The sequence below is a fragment of the Acetivibrio cellulolyticus CD2 genome (genome assembly GCF_000179595.2).
GTDB lineage: Bacteria > Bacillota > Clostridia > Acetivibrionales > Acetivibrionaceae > Acetivibrio > Acetivibrio cellulolyticus.
This window is the reverse complement of the sequence record NZ_JH556651.1, coordinates 290,156-307,832: the sequence shown is the minus strand read 5'-3', so window position 1 is coordinate 307,832 and position 17,677 is coordinate 290,156. Positions and strand designations below refer to the sequence as shown.

Sequence of the window (17,677 nt, the reverse complement as noted above, 5' to 3'; positions counted from 1 at the left end):
AAATTTTCACAACCAATCTCATCATTTTTCCATTTTATATTATATAATAAATTTACAATATTTTGTACATGTTATTTTCATTTTTATTATTTTTTTATCTAAAAACCGTAATATTTTCCCCCAACAAAGAAAGTCACCAACCTTTACAGCAAAATTCTTTAATTCTATTATAAATACAGTATATTATATTTCCCAAAATCGAATTAAAAAAAGAAGCTGCATTCTTGTGCAACTTCCTTTTAATATTACATAACTTCCGGCTCACCGTATTCTTTTCCGAAGAGCTCAACGGTTACATTTTTCATTTTTTGTGGCTCCAAAGGTTTATCAGATCTGTCTCTTTTTGCTGCAACTATCTTATCAGCCACTTCCATTCCCTCAATAACCTTCCCAAATGCTGCGTACTCTCCATCTAAGTGCGAAGAATCCTTTACCATAATAAAAAACTGAGATCCTGCAGAATTTCTCTCACGTGATCTTGCCATAGACAGAACTCCCCTGCTATGTTTAAGGTCATTTTTGAAACCATTGGAGTTGAATTCACCTCTGATTGAATATCCGGGACCACCTATACCAATTCCTTCAGGGTCACCACCCTGTATCATAAAACCAGGTATAACCCTGTGAAATATAATTCCATTGTAAAAACCTTTATTAATTAGGGAAATAAAGCTTTTAACAGTGTTAGGAGCTATGTCCGGGTACAACTCAGCCTTAATTGTTCCTCCATTCTCCATCTCGATTGTAACTACCGGATTTTTAACTTCTGTGTTTTCCATTTATGTATCCTCCTTATTTCTAAAAAATTATTCATTATCGTAGGCATAATGTTAATATTATACCACGTAAACTCTCAATCATTACACATTCTTCAATTCTCTTTCCACTATGCAATCCAGAATTTGCGCTGCCTTAAGAATTACATTCCTGCATCTTAGTTCTTTTTCTTATCTTCCAGCTCTTTTAACACCTCACCTATAAGCTTTTTATCATCTTTTCCGGATTCAAACCTTGCAAACAAATCCGGTCTCTTTAAATATGTACGCTTAATGGCCTCTTTTCTTCTCCATCTGGTTATGTTGGCATGATGTCCTGACAGTAGTATATCAGGTACCTCACGGTTATTAAACTCCACAGGTCTTGTGTACTGCGGATACTCCAACAGTCCTTCATAATGTGATTCCTGGGAATATGAATCTTCACTTGACAATACCCCGGGTATCAATCTGCTTACAGAATCTATAAGTACCATTGCAGGCAGTTCCCCACCCGTAAGTACATAATCACCAATGGATATTTCCTCATCAACAATTTCTTCAATTATTCTTTCATCAATTCCCTCATAATGCCCGCACAATAAAACAATATGATTTTCCTTTGACAGTTCCTTTACAACTTCTTGAGTCAGGACTCTGCCTTGAGGGCTTAAGTATATAACTTTTGGTTTGTGTTCGACATCTTTTACAACTGAAAGATAAGCATCATAAATAGGCTGAGCAGTCATTATCATGCCCCCTCCGCCTCCGTAGGGGTAATCATCAGCCTTCTTGTGCTTATTCTTAGAATAATCTCTTATATTAACAGCATTAATCTCAATTATGCCGTTTTCCTGAGCTCTTCCAATAATACTCTCTTTTAATACAGCATCAATTACTTCGGGAAATAGTGTTAAAATATCAAACTTCATCGTCAATCAACCCTTGTGGTAACTCAACTATAATTTTTTTATCTTCAATGGAAACTTCCTTAACTACTGATTTCAAAGCAGGTACAAGGATTTCCTTCTTATTTTCATCACGAACAACGTAAACATCATTACTTCCAGTTTGAAGTATATCAATTAAAACTCCAAGTTTATTTTCCTTTTCATCATATACTTCACAATTAATCAAATCACATACAAAGAAAGAGCCTTCAGGTAATTTTACAGCATCTTCCCTGTCTATTATTATAAACTTGTCCTTAAGCTTTTCTGCTTCATTTGGATCGTCGATGCCTTTTAGCTTAAGTAAGACAAAGTTTTTATGAAACTTAATGCCTTCAAAATTATATTTTTGCATATTTTCAGATATTTCTGAAGCTATGAATGCAGACTTTAATTTATTAAATCTGTTTGGATCATCAGTTAAAGGTACTACTTTAATTTCACCTTTTACGCCATGCGTATTTACAACTTTGCCGATTTCAAAATACTGTAACATTATTTAACACCGCCATTTAAGTAAATTAGTCTTACTTATATTATTTCACTTATTCCCACAAATCAATTCGAAAATTCTTTAATAAAACTCCAGAGCATCGAGTTCCTATGTTTTTGCCTTTTTCACTTCATTTAGAAAGAGGCGGAATAAAAATGTGGACAAGAGTATATCTCCTGCCCACATTTACTATTGTAGTATTTCTACAGATACTCTTTTATTTTCTTTTATTGCTGCTGCCTTCACAACTGTCCTTATAGCCTTTGCAATTCTACCTTGTTTTCCAATAACCTTACCCATATCGTCCTTTGAAACTTTCAGCTCAAGAATCATTGACTTTTCGCCTTCAACTTCATTTACAAAAACATCGTCCGGGTAATCAACCAAGGCTTTGGCAATTGTTTCGAGAAGTTCTTTCATAATATCATACCTCCCGCTATTTTACCCTTTATTTTGTCATTTCAAAATAAAAAACAGTTTTTACTGGATAGCTCCAACCTTCTTTAATAAGGTTTTTACAGTATCTGTAGGCTGAGCACCATTCTTAAGCCATTTTTGTGCCTTTTCAGAATCGATATTTATCGAACTTGGATCAGTGAGCGGATTATAAGTACCAATCTCTTCAATGAATCTTCCATCACGAGGATATCTTGAATCAGCAACAACTACTCTATAAAACGGGCTTTTCTTAGCACCCATTCTTTTTAATCTTATTTTAACTGCCATTTATTTTTCACCTCCTGACATTATTTTACTTCTTTATTATCTAAACGGTAATTTGAATTTATTTCCAAATCCTTTCTTACCGTGTTTACCCATATCTGACATCATCTTCATCATTTTTCTCATCTCTTCAAAGCTCTTTAAAACCTTGTTAACATCCTGTACTGTAGTACCACTACCGGCTGCAATTCTTTTTCTCCTGCTGCCGTTTATTATCGAAGGATCATTTCTTTCCTTTTTCGTCATTGACCTTATTATAGCTTCAAATCGGCCAAGCTCCTTATCGCTGTCTGCTGAGTTAATTTCTTTAAGAGCATCGGCATTAACTCCCGGCAACATACCCACAATCTTGTTTAAAGGCCCCATCTTCTTAATCTGCTGCATCTGGTCAAGAAAATCTTCAAGCGTAAACTGTTGTGTACGCATTTTCCTTTCCATTTCCAGTGCTGCTTTTTCATCAAAAGCTTCCTGCGCCTTTTCAATTAAGCTTAAAACGTCACCCATTCCAAGAATCCTTGATGCCATTCTATCAGGGAAGAACGGTTCTAAATCACTGAGTTTTTCACCCATACCTATAAACTTTATAGGCTTTCCTGTGACAGTTTTAACTGATAATGCCGCTCCACCTCTTGTATCTCCATCAAGCTTGGTCAGAATAACACCATCAACCCCAAGCTTCTCATTGAAGGTTTCAGATACATTCACTGCATCCTGACCTGTCATTGAATCAACTACCAGCAATATTTCATGGGGTCTTACAGTATCCTTGATGTTCTTTAACTCGTCCATCAACTTTTCATCTATGTGTAATCGACCTGCTGTATCAATTATAACCAAATCGTACTGTTTTATTTTCGCATGCTCTACCGCTGCTTTTGCGATATCAACAGGATTTGTCTGGTCTCCCATCGAAAACACGTCAACACCTAGCTGTCCTCCAACAACTTGCAACTGTTTGATAGCTGCAGGCCTATAAACGTCACATGCAACCAAAAGTGGGTTTTTACCCTGCTTCCTAAGAAGATTTGCAAGTTTACCGGAAGTCGTAGTCTTACCGGATCCCTGAAGACCTACCATCATATAAACAGTCGGAGGTTTTGGTGCGAATACTACTTTGCTTTGCCCAGGCCCCATCAGATTAATGAGTTCTTCATGCACAATTTTTATAATCTGCTGTCCCGGAGTAAGGCTTTCTAAAACATCCTGCCCTACTGCTCTTTCAGAAACCTTGGCTATAAAGTCTTTAACAACCTTAAAGTTTACGTCAGCTTCTAAAAGGGCAAGCTTTATTTCACGCATCATTTCCTTAACGTCTTTTTCATTAACTCTGCCTTTTCCTTTAAGCTTCTTAATGGTTTCTTGAAGCTTATTTGAAAGCCCTTCAAACACCATATTTTAGACACCTCATCTTTTATATCAACTCTCGATTATTTCAATTATACCATCTTCTATCTTTTTTAAATACTCTATATCAACTTTATTCATATTTTGTCTATTTATATTTTTCAAATACTCCAGTATGTTTTCAGCCTTTGCTTTCTGCTGTGTAAACTTACTGACAAGACCCAGCTTTTCTTCCATATCCATAAGGGCCGCTTTTCCTCTTTTTATATTATCAAAAATGCCCTGTCTGCTTATGTTGAAGTGTTCTGCAATCTCTCCAAGAGAATAATCATTATTAAAATGTAAATCCAATATTTCATACTGCTTCTTTGAGAGCAACTGCCCATAAAAATCCAACAAAAGGGATATCTCATATATATTATCCATATTTGCACCTGTAAAGCAAATTACTTTACACCCAATTTTATTCTAAATTAATATATAAGTCAAGGCTTTTTTTAATTTATGATTGTTCTTTTTTCTTTACCAACAGTTTTATTGCAAAATACAAAAACACTATTCCTACAATTGCATTTAGTATACTTATTATTACAGGTGGCAAAAAACTGGCTGCAATGCTGCCTATTGCCCCAACACCTGATAAAAACACTATTGTAGAAAGTACTGCGCCTAATCCAAACAAAAACAGACTTTTCTTTTCGAATTTGTCTTCAGTTATTTTTGAAGTAAAAACACCTGCCCAAAACAAAATTGTTAAAGGATTTGAAATTGTAAGCATCAAGCCGACTACAAAGGGGTTGTAAAGTGTTCCAACATAGTTGCCTGGCGAAACAGAAATGCTTCCCATAATAGTTTTTATGCCAAAAAACGCCAAAATTGCACTACCCAAAATTTTGAACAAACTATTTATTTTGTCATTCTTTAAAAAAGCAGTAATCCCCAATATTGCTAACAAAATAAAAAAAGCATCTACAATTGCTACTGCCAACACACTTGACTCCGCAGCTAAAAAACCCTTCTTGCTTCCAGTATCAAAAATATAAAAGCAAACAGGCCCTATAGCAAGCTGCAATAGCATTCCAAATTTGAAACCCTTTAATATCATATTTATCTCCAAATTATGTACTAATTTTACTAAACAAAAACATCGTAACTATATTTTGTATGGATCATCATCTGTCAAATATGCCAACATTTCGTTTTTCAGCTCACTTTCATTCATCCATTCTTTAATTTCTTTCAACTTATTGTAACTTTCTTCCCCAAACTTTTTCTTATATAACTCAGCAAATCTGCTTTTAGTCATTTCTTCCTTTAATCTGTTTTGCCATGGAGCTGTAAAGAAATCATTCATTTTCTTGTGGAGTTTATTTTCCACCAAAACAGCCCATTCATTCTTATCCAGCCATACTCCATTGCAGCAGCCGCAATGGTCAACATTGAAAATAATATCGCTAGAAACCCTGTATTTTATAAGTATTCTACCACAATCGGGACATAAATTCGCTTTCTTGGAGTCATACTCAGGCATATAATCATTTGCTTCATTACCAGCTACATTTGATACACCCGCCTCAAATAAATGCTCGTTTTCTTCTTTACTCTTCCAATTGACATAATCGTCGAACCTCACCCAAATCCCCTTACACTCACTACATGAGTATACTTTCAACCCGCTTTCATTTGTTTTTTCATCAAGACTGATAGTTCTGCACACTGGACATTTCATATAAAATCCTCCCCTATTATTCCTAAAGCTTTTCCATATTATATCATATCCCCTCTACTCCTTCCATTGTATTTTACATAAAAGCAAAGAGCCACAACCTCACTACATTGTGGCCCTTTCAATAGCAATTCCTAAAATTATTCCTCGTCTTTTTCTTTTCCCTTTTCGTCATCTTTCTTGCAGCAATTAACCTTTGATACTATATCAGGTACCATGTCAATCAACTTTTCAAAACCTGCTGTTTTCTTAATAGGAATCATTTCAATCTGATCTCCCTTTATAACAAGTACAGCGGTTGGTGCAATCTTTGCTCCAATACCTGAACCTCCACCAACTCCAACGGCACCTTTCGAATCAGTTCCATCGCCGCCACCTGCTCCAAGTCCAAAGCTGGTAGTAATAAATGGTATTAATGTCGCCTCTCCAATTTTAATAGGCTCACCTATAACTGTTTTAGAAGTCAGGAATTTTTCCAACTTTTCAAATAATACACCAACACTTTCATCTACATTAAATTTTGCATCAGTTGCCATATGATTTAACCTCCTTGAATTTTTGTTTTTTATTTATACTAACAGGTCTTGAGAAGTATAGCCTTAGAGCTATGTAAGCCAGATAAGCCAATACCACCCTTCCCTGAATTAGGCACTTTCCTTCATAAATTTCATCATCAAATACAGTTCTTACATTGATATTCGCCTTTTTAAGCTCAGCATATAGTAGGTTTAGAACTGTACACAGCAAACCTGTAACATAAGGATCTTCAAATCCAACCTTACCTTCAATTACAAACTTTTTAGGTTTAATGTGATTTAACACCTTTTTCAGACATTCCAGTGCACATCTTATAAAATTTGATTCCAGGTAATTTCTTGATTTACCTTTTTCTTTTTTCTTTTCTTTTTTCTTTTCATCTTTCTTTTCCTTTTTATTGTCCTTCTTAGCAAATTTACTGCCATCAATTTTCTTTTTAAAACCAAATATACGAACATATATTGCAGCCTCTTGCGAGTATTCTTTCATAAAATGAAACCCAAGAGCACCCATAAACCATATAAGGCTCGCTTTAAAAAAGATCTTTTCATACTTTTGCCCATAAACTTTAAACTCAATGGGCAAAATTAAAATTAATGCCAGTAAAACAAATAACGCTATCAACATATATCCCAGAATTTCAAGTATTATCATCTTCTATGTCCTCGCTTGAATTAGTTTAAGTCCATATTTAGCACCTTTCTTAGATGCTGTCCCAATTATTGAACTGGTAGCCTTAAGTCCCTTTTCAACAATACTTTTACCGGGAAGATAATCTACAAACTCTGATGCCAAAACCATAGAATTTTTTCGTTGTTTTATAAAATCCTTTACACTGTATTGGCTTGGAGCATCAAAAATATTGTCCAATACCATATCTCTCACATTTTCCAGTTCTACAGGAACTTCTTCAGGTTCCTCCAGATTTTCGAGTTCATATTGGAGAAGCTTGAATTGATTTAGTTCTTTCCTGCATTTTCTGCAAACTTTAAGGTGTTCCTCAACAAATATCTTTTCAAGCGGTTCAATGGTTCCTTCTACATACTCTTGAATCAAATCGATGTCAAATTTGCATTCCATCTTCTACACCTCCCATACGCCTTTTCTTACAAGACTATCCTTCAATAGTTTTTTACCTCTGAATATGTAAGTCTTAATCGTACCTACAGGGCATTCCATAAGTTCTGAAATCTCGTTATAGCTAAGCCCTTTGATATGCCGTAGTAAAACAGCCATTTTGACCTCTTTTGGAAGTTCCATGATTGACTCTTCCAAAACCTTCTTTGTATCAAGGTAAACAACTTCATCTTCTGTGAAGCAACCGTCAGAAACCGTCTCTTCAAGAGTGTTCTCACCCTCATCAGTACTTGAATGAATTGATAATTCCGATACCTTGTTTTTGTTATCCCTCTTAAAGTTAATGCAGACATTCACTGCAATTCTCTTTATCCAGGGTGAAATCGGCTTTTTCTCATCAACCCGTTCAAAATTCCTGTAAATCCTGAGGAAAATCTCCTGAACCAGGTCAAGGGCGTCTTGTTGTGAGTAAGTGTAGCTGTAGCAAATGGTATATATGTATCTCTCATATTTTTTAAATAGAAGATCGAACCCTTCCCGCTTATTCTTTTTACATAATTTTATTATTTTTTGATCCGGGACATCCAATAGGTTAACCGCCCTTCATATAAAACTTAAGCTGCATTTATTTATATATACACCTTAAAATCAAAAAAGTTTTGGTTTTTTAAAATTTTTTTGAAGAAATTTAATAAAAGAAGATCCACATACTTAAATATGGACCTTTTGAGATTTATAATATTAATAAAACCTTTAATTTTTAGAAACTCTATCTCTCTTATATAGTATCTTATCAAATACTTTAACAAATCACTATTTCCCAATGTTATCCGGTAATTCTATTTCTTCAGGATCACTATCAGTTAATAGAGTCTTCCACTCTTCGTGGTCTTCATTAAAATCTGCTATTTTTTCAATTGGCATTTTCATATATGTTCCATGTGCTATAGCAGCAACTTCTCCAGTAGGAAGCAATATTTCACCTGTACCCTCAAATATCCTTTTTGAGTCCTTTATAATTCTTCCTACTGCCCGCAATTCTTCATTTAGAGGAATTGGTTTTTTATACTTTACATTTAGTTCAACAGTCACACCCCATATATTCTCCTGATTTATCATTATAGCTCTGCCTATTGTCTCGTCAAGAACAGCTCCTGCAATTCCGCCATGAAGCCTTCCGGGGTAACTCTGATGTTCTTCAAGTGTTTTAAACACTGCAACCAATTCGCCATTTTCAAGTTCATAGAAAGACGTTTTTAACCCAAAATCATTCTTTAATCCGCAAACCAGACACAGTCTGCTGTTCTGCTGCTTTTTAGTAACCTTATATTTCATTCTCTCCTACCTCGGTAGTATATTTTACTGTTTTTCATCCGGATATAATTTTATCGCCTTCTGAGGATTAACAGCATCATCAATAACTTCAATTGTAATTTCAGGCTTAAAGGTAAATGTTATACGCCATGCAGCATTTTTTGAATCTAAGACTTTAATTGCTGGTACTTCAGTTAATTTTACTTTTTGCAGAATATCACATGATCCGATAGTACAACTCTTTTCTCCAGGCTTTACAACAACAACCGTTGGCTGCTCGGTTGGAATAATGCTGGCATCTGCAAGCCCAAGCAATAGGCCTGATGCAAGTTTCAATGCACTCTCGGTATCCACATCTTTTAATGTATAACTATCTTTTCCACCTGCTACATTATCAGGTTTACTGCTAACCTGACTGGTCGGTTGACTGGATGCTTTACTATCCGTTTCACTCTTTTTACCATTTCCGTTGGAACATCCGGTAACGCTAAACATTATTATTCCTGCTAAAAGCAACATAAAAATTGCTTTTGATAATACATTTTTAAAGCTCTTCATACATTAATCCTCCATCAAATATTATTTTGTTCGCTTTTCTAACAAAGCTCACAGACATTATACACTAGTTTTTGGCAATGTTCCATAGGCTTCCTTATATTTTAGAATTACGCCCATTTCTTTGGCATATTTAATGCAATCATCTGATAGAAGCTTTTTAACATCCTCCCTTGTTTCGAGGGACTTTTCAGGAAGAATTACAATTAACGTTCGCGACTTTATCTCGCCATATTTATTGCTATTAAACTCTTTGAGTTTCTTTATGCTTGCATTTATTCTGGATTTTACTCCAGCGGTTTCAATATAGCTTTTCTCGCTTAAGTTAATACTCGTCACGTCAATTATATCTCCAGCATTGTACTTTATTATGGAAACCTCATCAGGTGTGTCTTTCCCTTCTAACTCAAAAATTTTCTTTGTCCTGTCACGAACCGACATCTCCCATACATTGGAAGTATCCTTGTCTTTTTCGCTATCACCAGGCGTTTTACCGTCCCCATCAAGCCATGCATGTACGTTAGCCCTTTGTATAAAATAAAGATCTGGCAAAAAATTGATAGGCAAGCTTGTCTCAATTTTGTATCTTACAATTATATCAATATTTTCATTATCATAAAGTATTTTCGTCTCACTAAAATCAAGGCCATCCAATCCTTCCACAATGCCAAGACTTTTAAGCCGACTGTCTGCGCCAAGGCTATCTGTCGCAAAGTGCTTCCTGCACATAATTTTTATAACCGGTGACACTAATGCACCCTTTACATCTTCAAAAGCACCTTGAGCCAAAAGGGAGGCAAAACTGATTATTTCCTGCTTGGGATTTTTTATTGCGTTTTGAAGCATCTCTTTTAACTTCTTAGCGTCAGCAATATTTTTTTGCGAAAGCTCTTTAATCTCTTTTATATCACCCGATAACTCTTCTATATTCCCGTTTTGCACATCATCTGACGTACCCTCCAAACTATCCTTCGTATCCTCCAGAGAACCAATTGCATCAATAGTATCGTTAATTTGACTCTGCGCACTCTTGCTATTTTCCTCCAGATAAGATTTTGCATCATCATGAGACTTTTGAGCTCCTGATACCGAGTATAGATAACTATACACAGAAAGCTCATTTGCAGTCTCATTTATGGCATGTTGAACAACGCTTTGTGTGTAAACTATTTTAATGAAAAAGGCAAAGCTCAAAATAAAGCATATAAAAAACGGCATTATTACAGCTGCTTCAACAGTCAGTGACCCATTACATTCTTTTGTCCGTTTAAACATCTTATTAACCATGCGAAACCTCACCTTAATATCCCTTAAGTATTTTCACACTTAATATATGCCTTTTATAATCTTCTGTTTTCAGTTCATTTTTAACAAATGGCTGTGTCATAAAAAAGTATTTCATAGAAACATTTACCTTTACTCCTACATAGGTATTGCAATCCGAAAGTTTGAAGTCATTGTTTCCCGTCATTTTTGTCATCTGAAGTTGAATAAGGTCTTGAATCCGGGTAATTTTCTCCTCCCTGCTAAGCATCATCATTAGAAGCACTCTAAGGTATCCTTCATAATTTAACGATAGGATACTGGCTTTAATATTTTTATAACTGTTACCAGCTGTTCCTGCGGATTTGCTGCCAAAGGAATCAATATATTTGTTTATTCCTTCTTTACCACTTTTAGCAGCCTCAGATATTTTACCTTTTATACTTTTTTTCAAATCCGTAAGCTTTGTAGCAATATTACTTTTTATTGTTTGCTTTGTTTTCTCAATTCTTTCCTTTGCTTCGTCAATGGGCCTGGTCAATTGATTTTCCATATCAACTTTTACTTTTCTGTATTCTTCTTCTGCAAGCTTGTATATTTCTTTAACCACATAGCTCATATCTTCATTTTCAAGACCTGCCAATTCATTTTCAAGGCTGCCGGTGATTTCTGCATAGTTATTCCTTATAGCTTTGTCCGTACCGTTTAATGCTTCCTCTACCGGTGCAAAAAACTTTTCAACTACATTCTCAACTTTTGTGTTTATAGTGTCGTAAACATTTTGGGTTGCAGCATCTGCAATATCCTCAGCCTTGTCTGTTCCATAGTCAACAGCTTTTTGGGCGTATTTTTTAACACCGCCTACCACAGTGTCCTGTATCTCGTCCTTAATTTTTGATAGTCCCCCTGCAGCACCTAAAACCCAGGTATCACTTGTCTTAAATATCGCTACAGACTTTCCGCTCATCAGGAATTTCACATCTAGTACAGATTCAGCCATTGACCAACTCAACATTATAAGTGTCTGAACAATTGGAACTCCAAATCCTGTCCAGCCTGCAATAGCCGTTGCTGCCAAATAAGCTTCCTTTGACTTTTCACCATCTGTATAAATATATATTGTATTTAAAACAAACCTGATAAGCAGGATTTTAGCCATCACGTTATATACATTCAAATTATCATCAGATGTGCCACCTAATATATACTCAATCTCGTTTTCAAAATATAAATACGGTTTGCGTTCTCCTCTTTCTCTTCCCCTCAAGTCAACCTGGTTTATTGTATTGCCCTCTGTAGACTTAAGCGTCTTAGTGGATAAGTAATTATTAAACGTTCCTAAAGCATACTCACCTACATACATTTCATCCCTCAAGCCTTCAAGTCCCTGTTCAAGAACGCCTATAAGTTCTGAAATCAGCCCAAAGCCTTCACTAGGAGATTTATTATCCTCATCGGTAAAATTCATGGAGTTAACAACATTACCAGCGTCAGACTTCTTCAATTCATCTTCATTTGATTTTTCCTTACTCTTTATTGCACCTGCAACAAAGTCATAGTCATTACCGAGAAACGCCTTCAAAATACCCTCACTGCTTATTTTTGCTCCACCAGATGGTAAACCTTTTAATTTTTCATCAAAATCCTCATGTTCCTTTGAAGCTTCAAGTTCTTTTAACGGATTATCCGAACTCTTAACCAAATCATTTGAAGCTTTACGAGGATCCTCAATTTTCTTACTACTTTTTACTGTTTTTTCTATTTTAAACTCGCTGGAGCTTATCTTTTTATACTTTTGAACGTAATTCTTAAGTAAATCATTTATGTTTACAATATCTTTGAGTATATAATCAGATATCTTTGTTTTGTCGTCTTTACTAAAACCTGTAAGCTTCCCGGTATCTTTATCGATTTCTTTTAGCTTAACAGCAGCTAAACGATATTTTAAACCTTTCCCTAATATTCCTTTTTTCTCATCTGCTTTATCCCCTAGACAATTTAAGTTAGTTTTAAATTTCTCTATAAGATCTTCCATACTTTCTTTTGATACCTGTTTTTTTATTTTTGAAATTTCCTGCTTCATTTTCTCTGCAAAGTCACTTGTATCTCCTTTGAGCTGTAATTCCATATCTTCAATCTGTTTTAGAATGTCAGTAGACAACCCCATAACCTTATTTGCATGAGCTAGTGCAGTTTCGCTATAGCCATAATACTCATCAATGTATTTATTTAAATCTTTTATCAATTCTTTTGCTTCATCTTCACAGGATGAATAATTATCACATGCCCTATCATAGGCTTCCTTAGCAGTTTTTATTACGTCCTCATAGGATTTGCACAGATTTCCAATTTCTGCTAAAATAGCCTCCCTTTCACTTTGATCAGCCGCAGCAGCAAGTTGATCAGATAGGCTTTTTAACTCCTTTTTGTAGCTTTCAGACTTTTTGTAATTATTCAATTCTTCTTCTGCATTCTTTTTCTGTTCCTTTAAATACTCACATTCTTTTTCCAAAAGTACTTTTTCAGTAGTTTTTTCACATACTTTTTTAAGCTTGTCCTCAAGCACTTTTGCATCATACAAGTTTACTTTTTCAATATCGTTAGACAGCTTTTCCAGCTCTTTCTTAATTTCGTTTAAGCTACGGTCGATCTCAAGCTTTGAAGATAATGCTTCCGACTGTTTTTTAAAACTCTTCAAAACATTAATCTTCTCTAAAAATTCTTCTCCTAACGCTTCGGGAGCCCTATATTTCATATATTCCACTATCTGAGACCTTAAAACTGCACTTTCAGACAAGTTATACATAGGACATGCGCTTACTTCCTCAATCCGATAATCATACATATCAATAAAATTAACATCATTATATTTATTATCTGAACCCAGAAATTTCTTTACATAATTCCACGACTCATCACTTAAGTTTGCCTTTTCCGCACCAAGCTCAGTCATAAGGTTTCTATTCAAATAATACATAAGTTCCTCTTCCAGCACATCAGAATTATTTTCTGATAAAGACATCAAACCAAACCATTCTTTTAGTATATTGTTATAATTGGCAAGCAGTGAATTTGCTGCTGCTTCAGTAGTACTTTGAACCTGTGCCTCTGCAGTTCTCGCTCTGGCGCCATCTACCAGTACTCCTGTCAAAATCAGCATTACTGAAAGTATAATTGCTAAATATACAGTTATAGCTCCTTCATTCTTCTTAAATAAATTCATAAAGGCACCTCTATTTTTGCTTAATGGGTTAATACAGTATTCTATATTATTATTATCCTCATTTTGAGTCAGAGGAAAATTTATCCTCTATGCCTCTACGGAAGCTTATTACTTTATCCTTGATTTTTTCAAAACGATTACCGGTTGCATCATCCACACGCTTTCCAACATCAATAGCAAAATCAGTGCTCCTTATAAACTCCGCAGGTTCATTTATTAATGCCTCAGACTTTGCAGATATTTCAACAGTATTATCTATGCCAAAAATACTAAGGGCATTTCCTATAGGAAGGTCAAATTTCTTTTTAACAATCACCGACAGCTTCTTATATACTACGTAATTTTTAACTTCTGCCCTAACTGTTATATCAGCACCATTCATATAACCTTTTGCATCTCTATTGTAAAGAATACTATATTTTTTAAGCGAATTTTCTATATATGTCTCAATCTTATCCTCCTTAGGACCTTTATTATCATCATCAAGTCTCCAATATGGATCATTTTCCTCAAAATCTTCAAGTTTAACCAGCCCTATATACATGTCACTTTTAGGGTTCTTCCAGATAGCAGCTCCCCGTTCCGCAGCACGATCTGCCAGAGACTTAACATAAGCCTGCTCATAGAGAAAAATAGTTATATAGATCAATCCGATTATAATTAGAAAAATGAGTGGAAAAATCAAAGATGCTTCTACCGTCATACTACCTTTGTTAGTTCTTAAATTACACATTCTATCACAACCTCACGAAAAATATCGCAAAACACAGCAGCTGCAATAAATAATAACTTAATTTTTAAAACTATGAACTATTATTTCTTGAAAAGGCTTTTATAAACCTTGCAAACTGAAACTTAAGATATAAACGTATGATTATAATAAAGAAGCTTTTTTTAGAAAAACAACACAACATTTGTGTCACTATATAAAATTATATCATACTTTTTCCAATAGTTCGATATTTTTTAATAATTTTTGTATACAAAAAATAAAAACCTCGGGAGCATTGATACCGAGATTTTAAATTTCCTTTCAACATTTAATAAAAGATCAGGATGCATACCGCATGACCCTGATCTTTTATTGAATTTAGTAATGATATTTGCTTATTAAATTTACTAATTGGATTTTATTTAACGTATTTTGAAATAGGTACATTAATCTCTTTGACACCTTGAGATACTATTTTTGCAACTTCTTTAGCACCTGTTTCAGTGAAGTGCGTATAGTCTGTTCCATTTGAAGATACCATATAAAACTTGTAGACTGTATTATAGTCAAGCGTTGCATAATAGTCTAAAGTCTTTGTCATAAGATCTATGATCGCACAATCCTTTTCATCAGCTACCTGCTTCATAGCTGTACAATAATCAGGGAAATCATTTTTATATGTACTGTTTTTATAGTTAAGACGTGCAACAGGTGTAATTAATACAGGTATAGCACCTTTTTCACGTGCCCCGTCAATATACTTTGCCAGATATTCCTTATAAGTAGTATATGGAGCAGCATAGCGTTCAGGTTTGCTGACAGTTGCATCGTTATGGCCGAATTGAACAAATAAATAATCACCTTTTTTAATTACTTTGAGGATTTCATCCAGCCTCCCCTCAACTACAAAACTCTTAGAACTTCTACCACCAATGGCTTTATTGACAAACTTAACATCTGAAGTAAAATAATTGCTTATCATTTGTCCCCAACCTGCTTGCGGGTAATACGAAGAGTTGTAAGTCTGGACAGTGGAATCACTAGCTAAATATACTGTAGGTACACCTGCAGAAGTTGGGTAAGCTGATGTAACAGGTGTTGGTGTTGTAGCAGGTGTTGGTGTTTGATTAACCGGAAAAGAAGGTATAATACCGAGAAGATACTGTCGCATATAACCAAAGTCAATAGAGTTTTTTACTCCATCACTGTTTACATCTCCAGCATCAGGATAAGGTAATGATGAACCTAGCAAATACATTTTAAATTGACCGAAGTCCAAAGAATTAAAACTGCCATCACCATTGACATCACCAGTAACGTATGCGAGTCCGTTTACGGTTGAAAGTAAACAGCTCAACATTAATATCAGTGTAAACATGATTGCCAAAGATTGTTTTTTTATCATATCTATTCCCCCTTATGAATGTAAATTTGTTAATATAATATATAAACGTATATTTGTTTAATTGCCTATTGGAAACTTTGATATAATTCCAAGGATAAATTGCCTTATAAGTGCAAAATCTATTGAGTTTATACTACCGTCTCCATTGACATCTCCATTTATAATAGAGATAGAATTATCCATGCCCAAAATGTACTTTCTAACTAATGCAAAATCTATAGAATCTACATTGCCACTCTCATTAACGTCACCATAAATAACACCTGGGGTGGATGTAACAACAGGAGTAACAGTTGGCTTAACTGTGGGGGTGGCTGTAGAAGTGAAGAGATCTTTTAGGTCATTGTACACAAGTTTTGCAAGTTCTGTAGCACCAGAACGGTTAGGATGTACAGCATCTCCCGACATAAAAAGTGCAAGGGTTGCTTCTCTTCCTATAGATGTAAAATATTTTGAGCTTAAGACATTCAAATCACACAGCCTAACGCTCTGTTCATTTGCAACCGCGATTGTAGTTTTTCTATACCATCTGTTGACAGAAGAATGTACATCTCCGCTAAAGTCCGTTGATCTTCCCTGTGGAGTAAGCAAAACCATTGTTGCTCCTATAGCTTTGACCTGCTTGACCATATCAGTCATTATTTCTTTATATTGTGCTTCTGTTGTATTGTTTTTTGCAGCAGTATCATTGATACCGAACTCCAGTATGAATATATCACCGGGTTTGATATATTTCATTATTGCTTCAAATTGTCCATCGTCACGAAAACCTCTTGCACACTGACCGCTTGCTGCCATATTGCGTACTTGGTAAACGTTTTTATCAACATACTTTGGCATTAACTGTCCCCATCCGGCTTGCGTACTTGTATCTAATGGATAGTAATTGCAAGTTGTAGAGTCTCCACCAATCCATAGAGTTTTGTTTGTAACAGGATTATCAGAAAGCTTTGTTATTTCAAGTGCACTAAGTGTAAATGCTGTTCCTGCCTTACCCTCAGTTACAAGTATATTTAACTGTCCGTCTGTTATAGGAATTTGAAATTTGTCTACAGCATTATTTCCGGTCATGTTAATTATCTGAAATACACCTTCTGCTGCTACACTTGCTCTTGAGGTGTTTCCCAAGGTTACTTTAACTTCGTATAAGCCGTTGGGAAGATCAACATTAAAGGTGTTAGTACTTTTTATCCCATATTTAACGAATTGAACGGCATCACTTAATGCACCACTACCGGATGCTGTGACATTTTTCATGTTTGATGGTGTATTGAAACCATAGCCTAGAGTTTTGTTGTAAGCTGTAGATGCACTAACACCAGTATAACCGGATTCGACAGAGCCACCACCAAAATCAAATTTGTAATTAGTTGTTGCTCCATTGACATATACTTTTGCTGTATTACTAAGAATAAGTGAAATAGCAAATACAGCAGTTAATGTTTTTAGAATTTTTTTTAGATTCTTTTTTCGCATTTCATTTTCCTCCTATTAATAAATATATATTTTTTTCGTTAGTCTTTCAGTTTTTTAGCATAGATGTATAAAATCTTAAATTCACTTAAATAAGTTATAAATTCTAAAATTTATAATGTGGATT

20 protein-coding genes are annotated in these 17,677 nt (G+C 34.9%); all 20 read right to left on the bottom strand.

Annotation, left to right across the window (positions count from 1 at the left end):
• Positions 1–245: 245 nt before the first annotated feature.
• Positions 246–779 (bottom strand): peptidylprolyl isomerase, encoded by a 534-nt coding sequence (locus tag ACECE_RS0201585; RefSeq protein ID WP_010243549.1) that lies wholly within the window; start codon positions 777–779, stop codon positions 246–248.
• A 155-nt stretch (positions 780–934) separates the two neighbouring features.
• Positions 935–1,687 (bottom strand): tRNA (guanosine(37)-N1)-methyltransferase TrmD, encoded by a 753-nt coding sequence (gene trmD / locus ACECE_RS0201580; protein ID WP_010243548.1) that lies wholly within the window; start codon positions 1,685–1,687, stop codon positions 935–937.
• Positions 1,677–2,201 carry a ribosome maturation factor RimM gene (gene rimM / locus ACECE_RS0201575; protein WP_010243547.1) on the bottom strand — a complete coding sequence of 175 codons (525 nt, stop codon included), beginning with the start codon at positions 2,199–2,201 and terminating at the stop codon, positions 1,677–1,679. Before rimM ends, trmD begins: the two co-directional genes overlap by 11 nt.
• Before the next feature lie 186 nt (positions 2,202–2,387).
• A complete protein-coding gene (locus tag ACECE_RS0201570; RefSeq protein WP_010243546.1) occupies positions 2,388–2,618 on the bottom strand; it encodes a KH domain-containing protein in 231 nt (76 codons plus the stop codon).
• A 60-nt stretch (positions 2,619–2,678) separates the two neighbouring features.
• Complete coding sequence (rpsP, locus tag ACECE_RS0201565; RefSeq protein WP_010243544.1) at positions 2,679–2,924, bottom strand: 30S ribosomal protein S16; 246 nt, start codon at positions 2,922–2,924, stop codon at positions 2,679–2,681.
• Positions 2,925–2,960: 36 nt separating this feature from the next.
• The gene (gene ffh / locus ACECE_RS0201560) at positions 2,961–4,313 is read right to left on the bottom strand and encodes a signal recognition particle protein (protein WP_010243542.1); all 1,353 of its coding nucleotides are present in this window, start codon (positions 4,311–4,313) and stop codon (positions 2,961–2,963) included.
• 24 nt (positions 4,314–4,337) lie between these two features.
• On the bottom strand, positions 4,338–4,691 hold the full coding sequence (ylxM, locus tag ACECE_RS0201555; RefSeq protein ID WP_010243540.1) for a YlxM family DNA-binding protein: 354 nt from the start codon (positions 4,689–4,691) through the stop codon (positions 4,338–4,340).
• A 76-nt stretch (positions 4,692–4,767) separates the two neighbouring features.
• Positions 4,768–5,370 carry a LysE family translocator gene (locus ACECE_RS0201550; protein WP_010243539.1) on the bottom strand — a complete coding sequence of 201 codons (603 nt, stop codon included), beginning with the start codon at positions 5,368–5,370 and terminating at the stop codon, positions 4,768–4,770.
• Positions 5,371–5,418: 48 nt separating this feature from the next.
• The gene (locus ACECE_RS0201545) at positions 5,419–5,994 is read right to left on the bottom strand and encodes a TFIIB-type zinc ribbon-containing protein (protein ID WP_010243538.1); all 576 of its coding nucleotides are present in this window, start codon (positions 5,992–5,994) and stop codon (positions 5,419–5,421) included.
• 137 nt (positions 5,995–6,131) lie between these two features.
• Positions 6,132–6,527, bottom strand: coding sequence for a GerW family sporulation protein (locus ACECE_RS0201540; protein WP_010243537.1), 396 nt, complete (start codon positions 6,525–6,527; stop codon positions 6,132–6,134).
• Entirely contained in the window at positions 6,517–7,182 is a 666-nt protein-coding gene (locus ACECE_RS0201535; RefSeq protein WP_010243536.1) for a DUF2953 domain-containing protein, read from the bottom strand. The genes ACECE_RS0201540 and ACECE_RS0201535 overlap by 11 nt, the downstream gene beginning before the upstream one ends.
• 3 nt (positions 7,183–7,185) lie before the next feature.
• Positions 7,186–7,608 (bottom strand): anti-sigma factor family protein, encoded by a 423-nt coding sequence (locus tag ACECE_RS0201530; RefSeq protein WP_010243535.1) that lies wholly within the window; start codon positions 7,606–7,608, stop codon positions 7,186–7,188.
• Between the two features lie 3 nt (positions 7,609–7,611).
• A complete protein-coding gene (locus tag ACECE_RS0201525) occupies positions 7,612–8,193 on the bottom strand; it encodes an RNA polymerase sigma factor (protein ID WP_010243534.1) in 582 nt (193 codons plus the stop codon).
• Positions 8,194–8,418: 225 nt separating this feature from the next.
• Entirely contained in the window at positions 8,419–8,940 is a 522-nt protein-coding gene (locus ACECE_RS0201520) for a PaaI family thioesterase (RefSeq protein ID WP_010243532.1), read from the bottom strand.
• Between the two features lie 24 nt (positions 8,941–8,964).
• Positions 8,965–9,477, bottom strand: a complete 513-nt coding sequence (locus ACECE_RS0201515; protein ID WP_010243530.1) for a hypothetical protein — start codon at positions 9,475–9,477, stop codon at positions 8,965–8,967.
• Positions 9,478–9,534: 57 nt separating this feature from the next.
• Positions 9,535–10,761: a TadE/TadG family type IV pilus assembly protein gene (locus ACECE_RS0201510; RefSeq protein WP_010243528.1), complete on the bottom strand. Its 1,227-nt coding sequence runs from the start codon at positions 10,759–10,761 to the stop codon at positions 9,535–9,537.
• Between the two features lie 13 nt (positions 10,762–10,774).
• Positions 10,775–13,960, bottom strand: a complete 3,186-nt coding sequence (locus tag ACECE_RS0201505; RefSeq protein ID WP_010243526.1) for a DUF5702 domain-containing protein — start codon at positions 13,958–13,960, stop codon at positions 10,775–10,777.
• Between the two features lie 58 nt (positions 13,961–14,018).
• On the bottom strand, positions 14,019–14,693 hold the full coding sequence (locus tag ACECE_RS0201500; RefSeq protein WP_010243525.1) for a TadE/TadG family type IV pilus assembly protein: 675 nt from the start codon (positions 14,691–14,693) through the stop codon (positions 14,019–14,021).
• A gap of 397 nt (positions 14,694–15,090) precedes the next feature.
• Positions 15,091–16,077, bottom strand: a complete 987-nt coding sequence (locus tag ACECE_RS32250; RefSeq protein WP_010243524.1) for an SGNH/GDSL hydrolase family protein — start codon at positions 16,075–16,077, stop codon at positions 15,091–15,093.
• 57 nt (positions 16,078–16,134) lie between these two features.
• Positions 16,135–17,553: a dockerin type I domain-containing protein gene (locus ACECE_RS32245; protein WP_010243523.1), complete on the bottom strand. Its 1,419-nt coding sequence runs from the start codon at positions 17,551–17,553 to the stop codon at positions 16,135–16,137.
• Positions 17,554–17,677: the final 124 nt, after the last annotated feature.

Coding starts and splice junctions, on each gene's coding strand:
- ACECE_RS0201535 (WP_010243536.1), bottom strand. CDS start 7,182: ATGATAATACTTGAAATTCTGGGATATATGTTGATAGCGTTATTTGTT.
- ACECE_RS0201520 (WP_010243532.1), bottom strand. CDS start 8,940: ATGAAATATAAGGTTACTAAAAAGCAGCAGAACAGCAGACTGTGTCTG.
- ACECE_RS0201505 (WP_010243526.1), bottom strand. CDS start 13,960: ATGAATTTATTTAAGAAGAATGAAGGAGCTATAACTGTATATTTAGCA.
- ACECE_RS0201585 (WP_010243549.1), bottom strand. CDS start 779: ATGGAAAACACAGAAGTTAAAAATCCGGTAGTTACAATCGAGATGGAG.
- ylxM (WP_010243540.1), bottom strand. CDS start 4,691: ATGGATAATATATATGAGATATCCCTTTTGTTGGATTTTTATGGGCAG.
- ACECE_RS0201540 (WP_010243537.1), bottom strand. CDS start 6,527: ATGGCAACTGATGCAAAATTTAATGTAGATGAAAGTGTTGGTGTATTA.
- rimM (WP_010243547.1), bottom strand. CDS start 2,201: ATGTTACAGTATTTTGAAATCGGCAAAGTTGTAAATACGCATGGCGTA.
- ACECE_RS32250 (WP_010243524.1), bottom strand. CDS start 16,077: ATGATAAAAAAACAATCTTTGGCAATCATGTTTACACTGATATTAATG.
- ACECE_RS0201530 (WP_010243535.1), bottom strand. CDS start 7,608: ATGGAATGCAAATTTGACATCGATTTGATTCAAGAGTATGTAGAAGGA.
- ACECE_RS0201550 (WP_010243539.1), bottom strand. CDS start 5,370: ATGATATTAAAGGGTTTCAAATTTGGAATGCTATTGCAGCTTGCTATA.
- ACECE_RS0201545 (WP_010243538.1), bottom strand. CDS start 5,994: ATGAAATGTCCAGTGTGCAGAACTATCAGTCTTGATGAAAAAACAAAT.
- ACECE_RS0201510 (WP_010243528.1), bottom strand. CDS start 10,761: ATGGTTAATAAGATGTTTAAACGGACAAAAGAATGTAATGGGTCACTG.
- ACECE_RS0201500 (WP_010243525.1), bottom strand. CDS start 14,693: ATGTGTAATTTAAGAACTAACAAAGGTAGTATGACGGTAGAAGCATCT.
- trmD (WP_010243548.1), bottom strand. CDS start 1,687: ATGAAGTTTGATATTTTAACACTATTTCCCGAAGTAATTGATGCTGTA.
- rpsP (WP_010243544.1), bottom strand. CDS start 2,924: ATGGCAGTTAAAATAAGATTAAAAAGAATGGGTGCTAAGAAAAGCCCG.
- ACECE_RS0201515 (WP_010243530.1), bottom strand. CDS start 9,477: ATGAAGAGCTTTAAAAATGTATTATCAAAAGCAATTTTTATGTTGCTT.
- ACECE_RS0201570 (WP_010243546.1), bottom strand. CDS start 2,618: ATGAAAGAACTTCTCGAAACAATTGCCAAAGCCTTGGTTGATTACCCG.
- ACECE_RS32245 (WP_010243523.1), bottom strand. CDS start 17,553: ATGCGAAAAAAGAATCTAAAAAAAATTCTAAAAACATTAACTGCTGTA.
- ffh (WP_010243542.1), bottom strand. CDS start 4,313: ATGGTGTTTGAAGGGCTTTCAAATAAGCTTCAAGAAACCATTAAGAAG.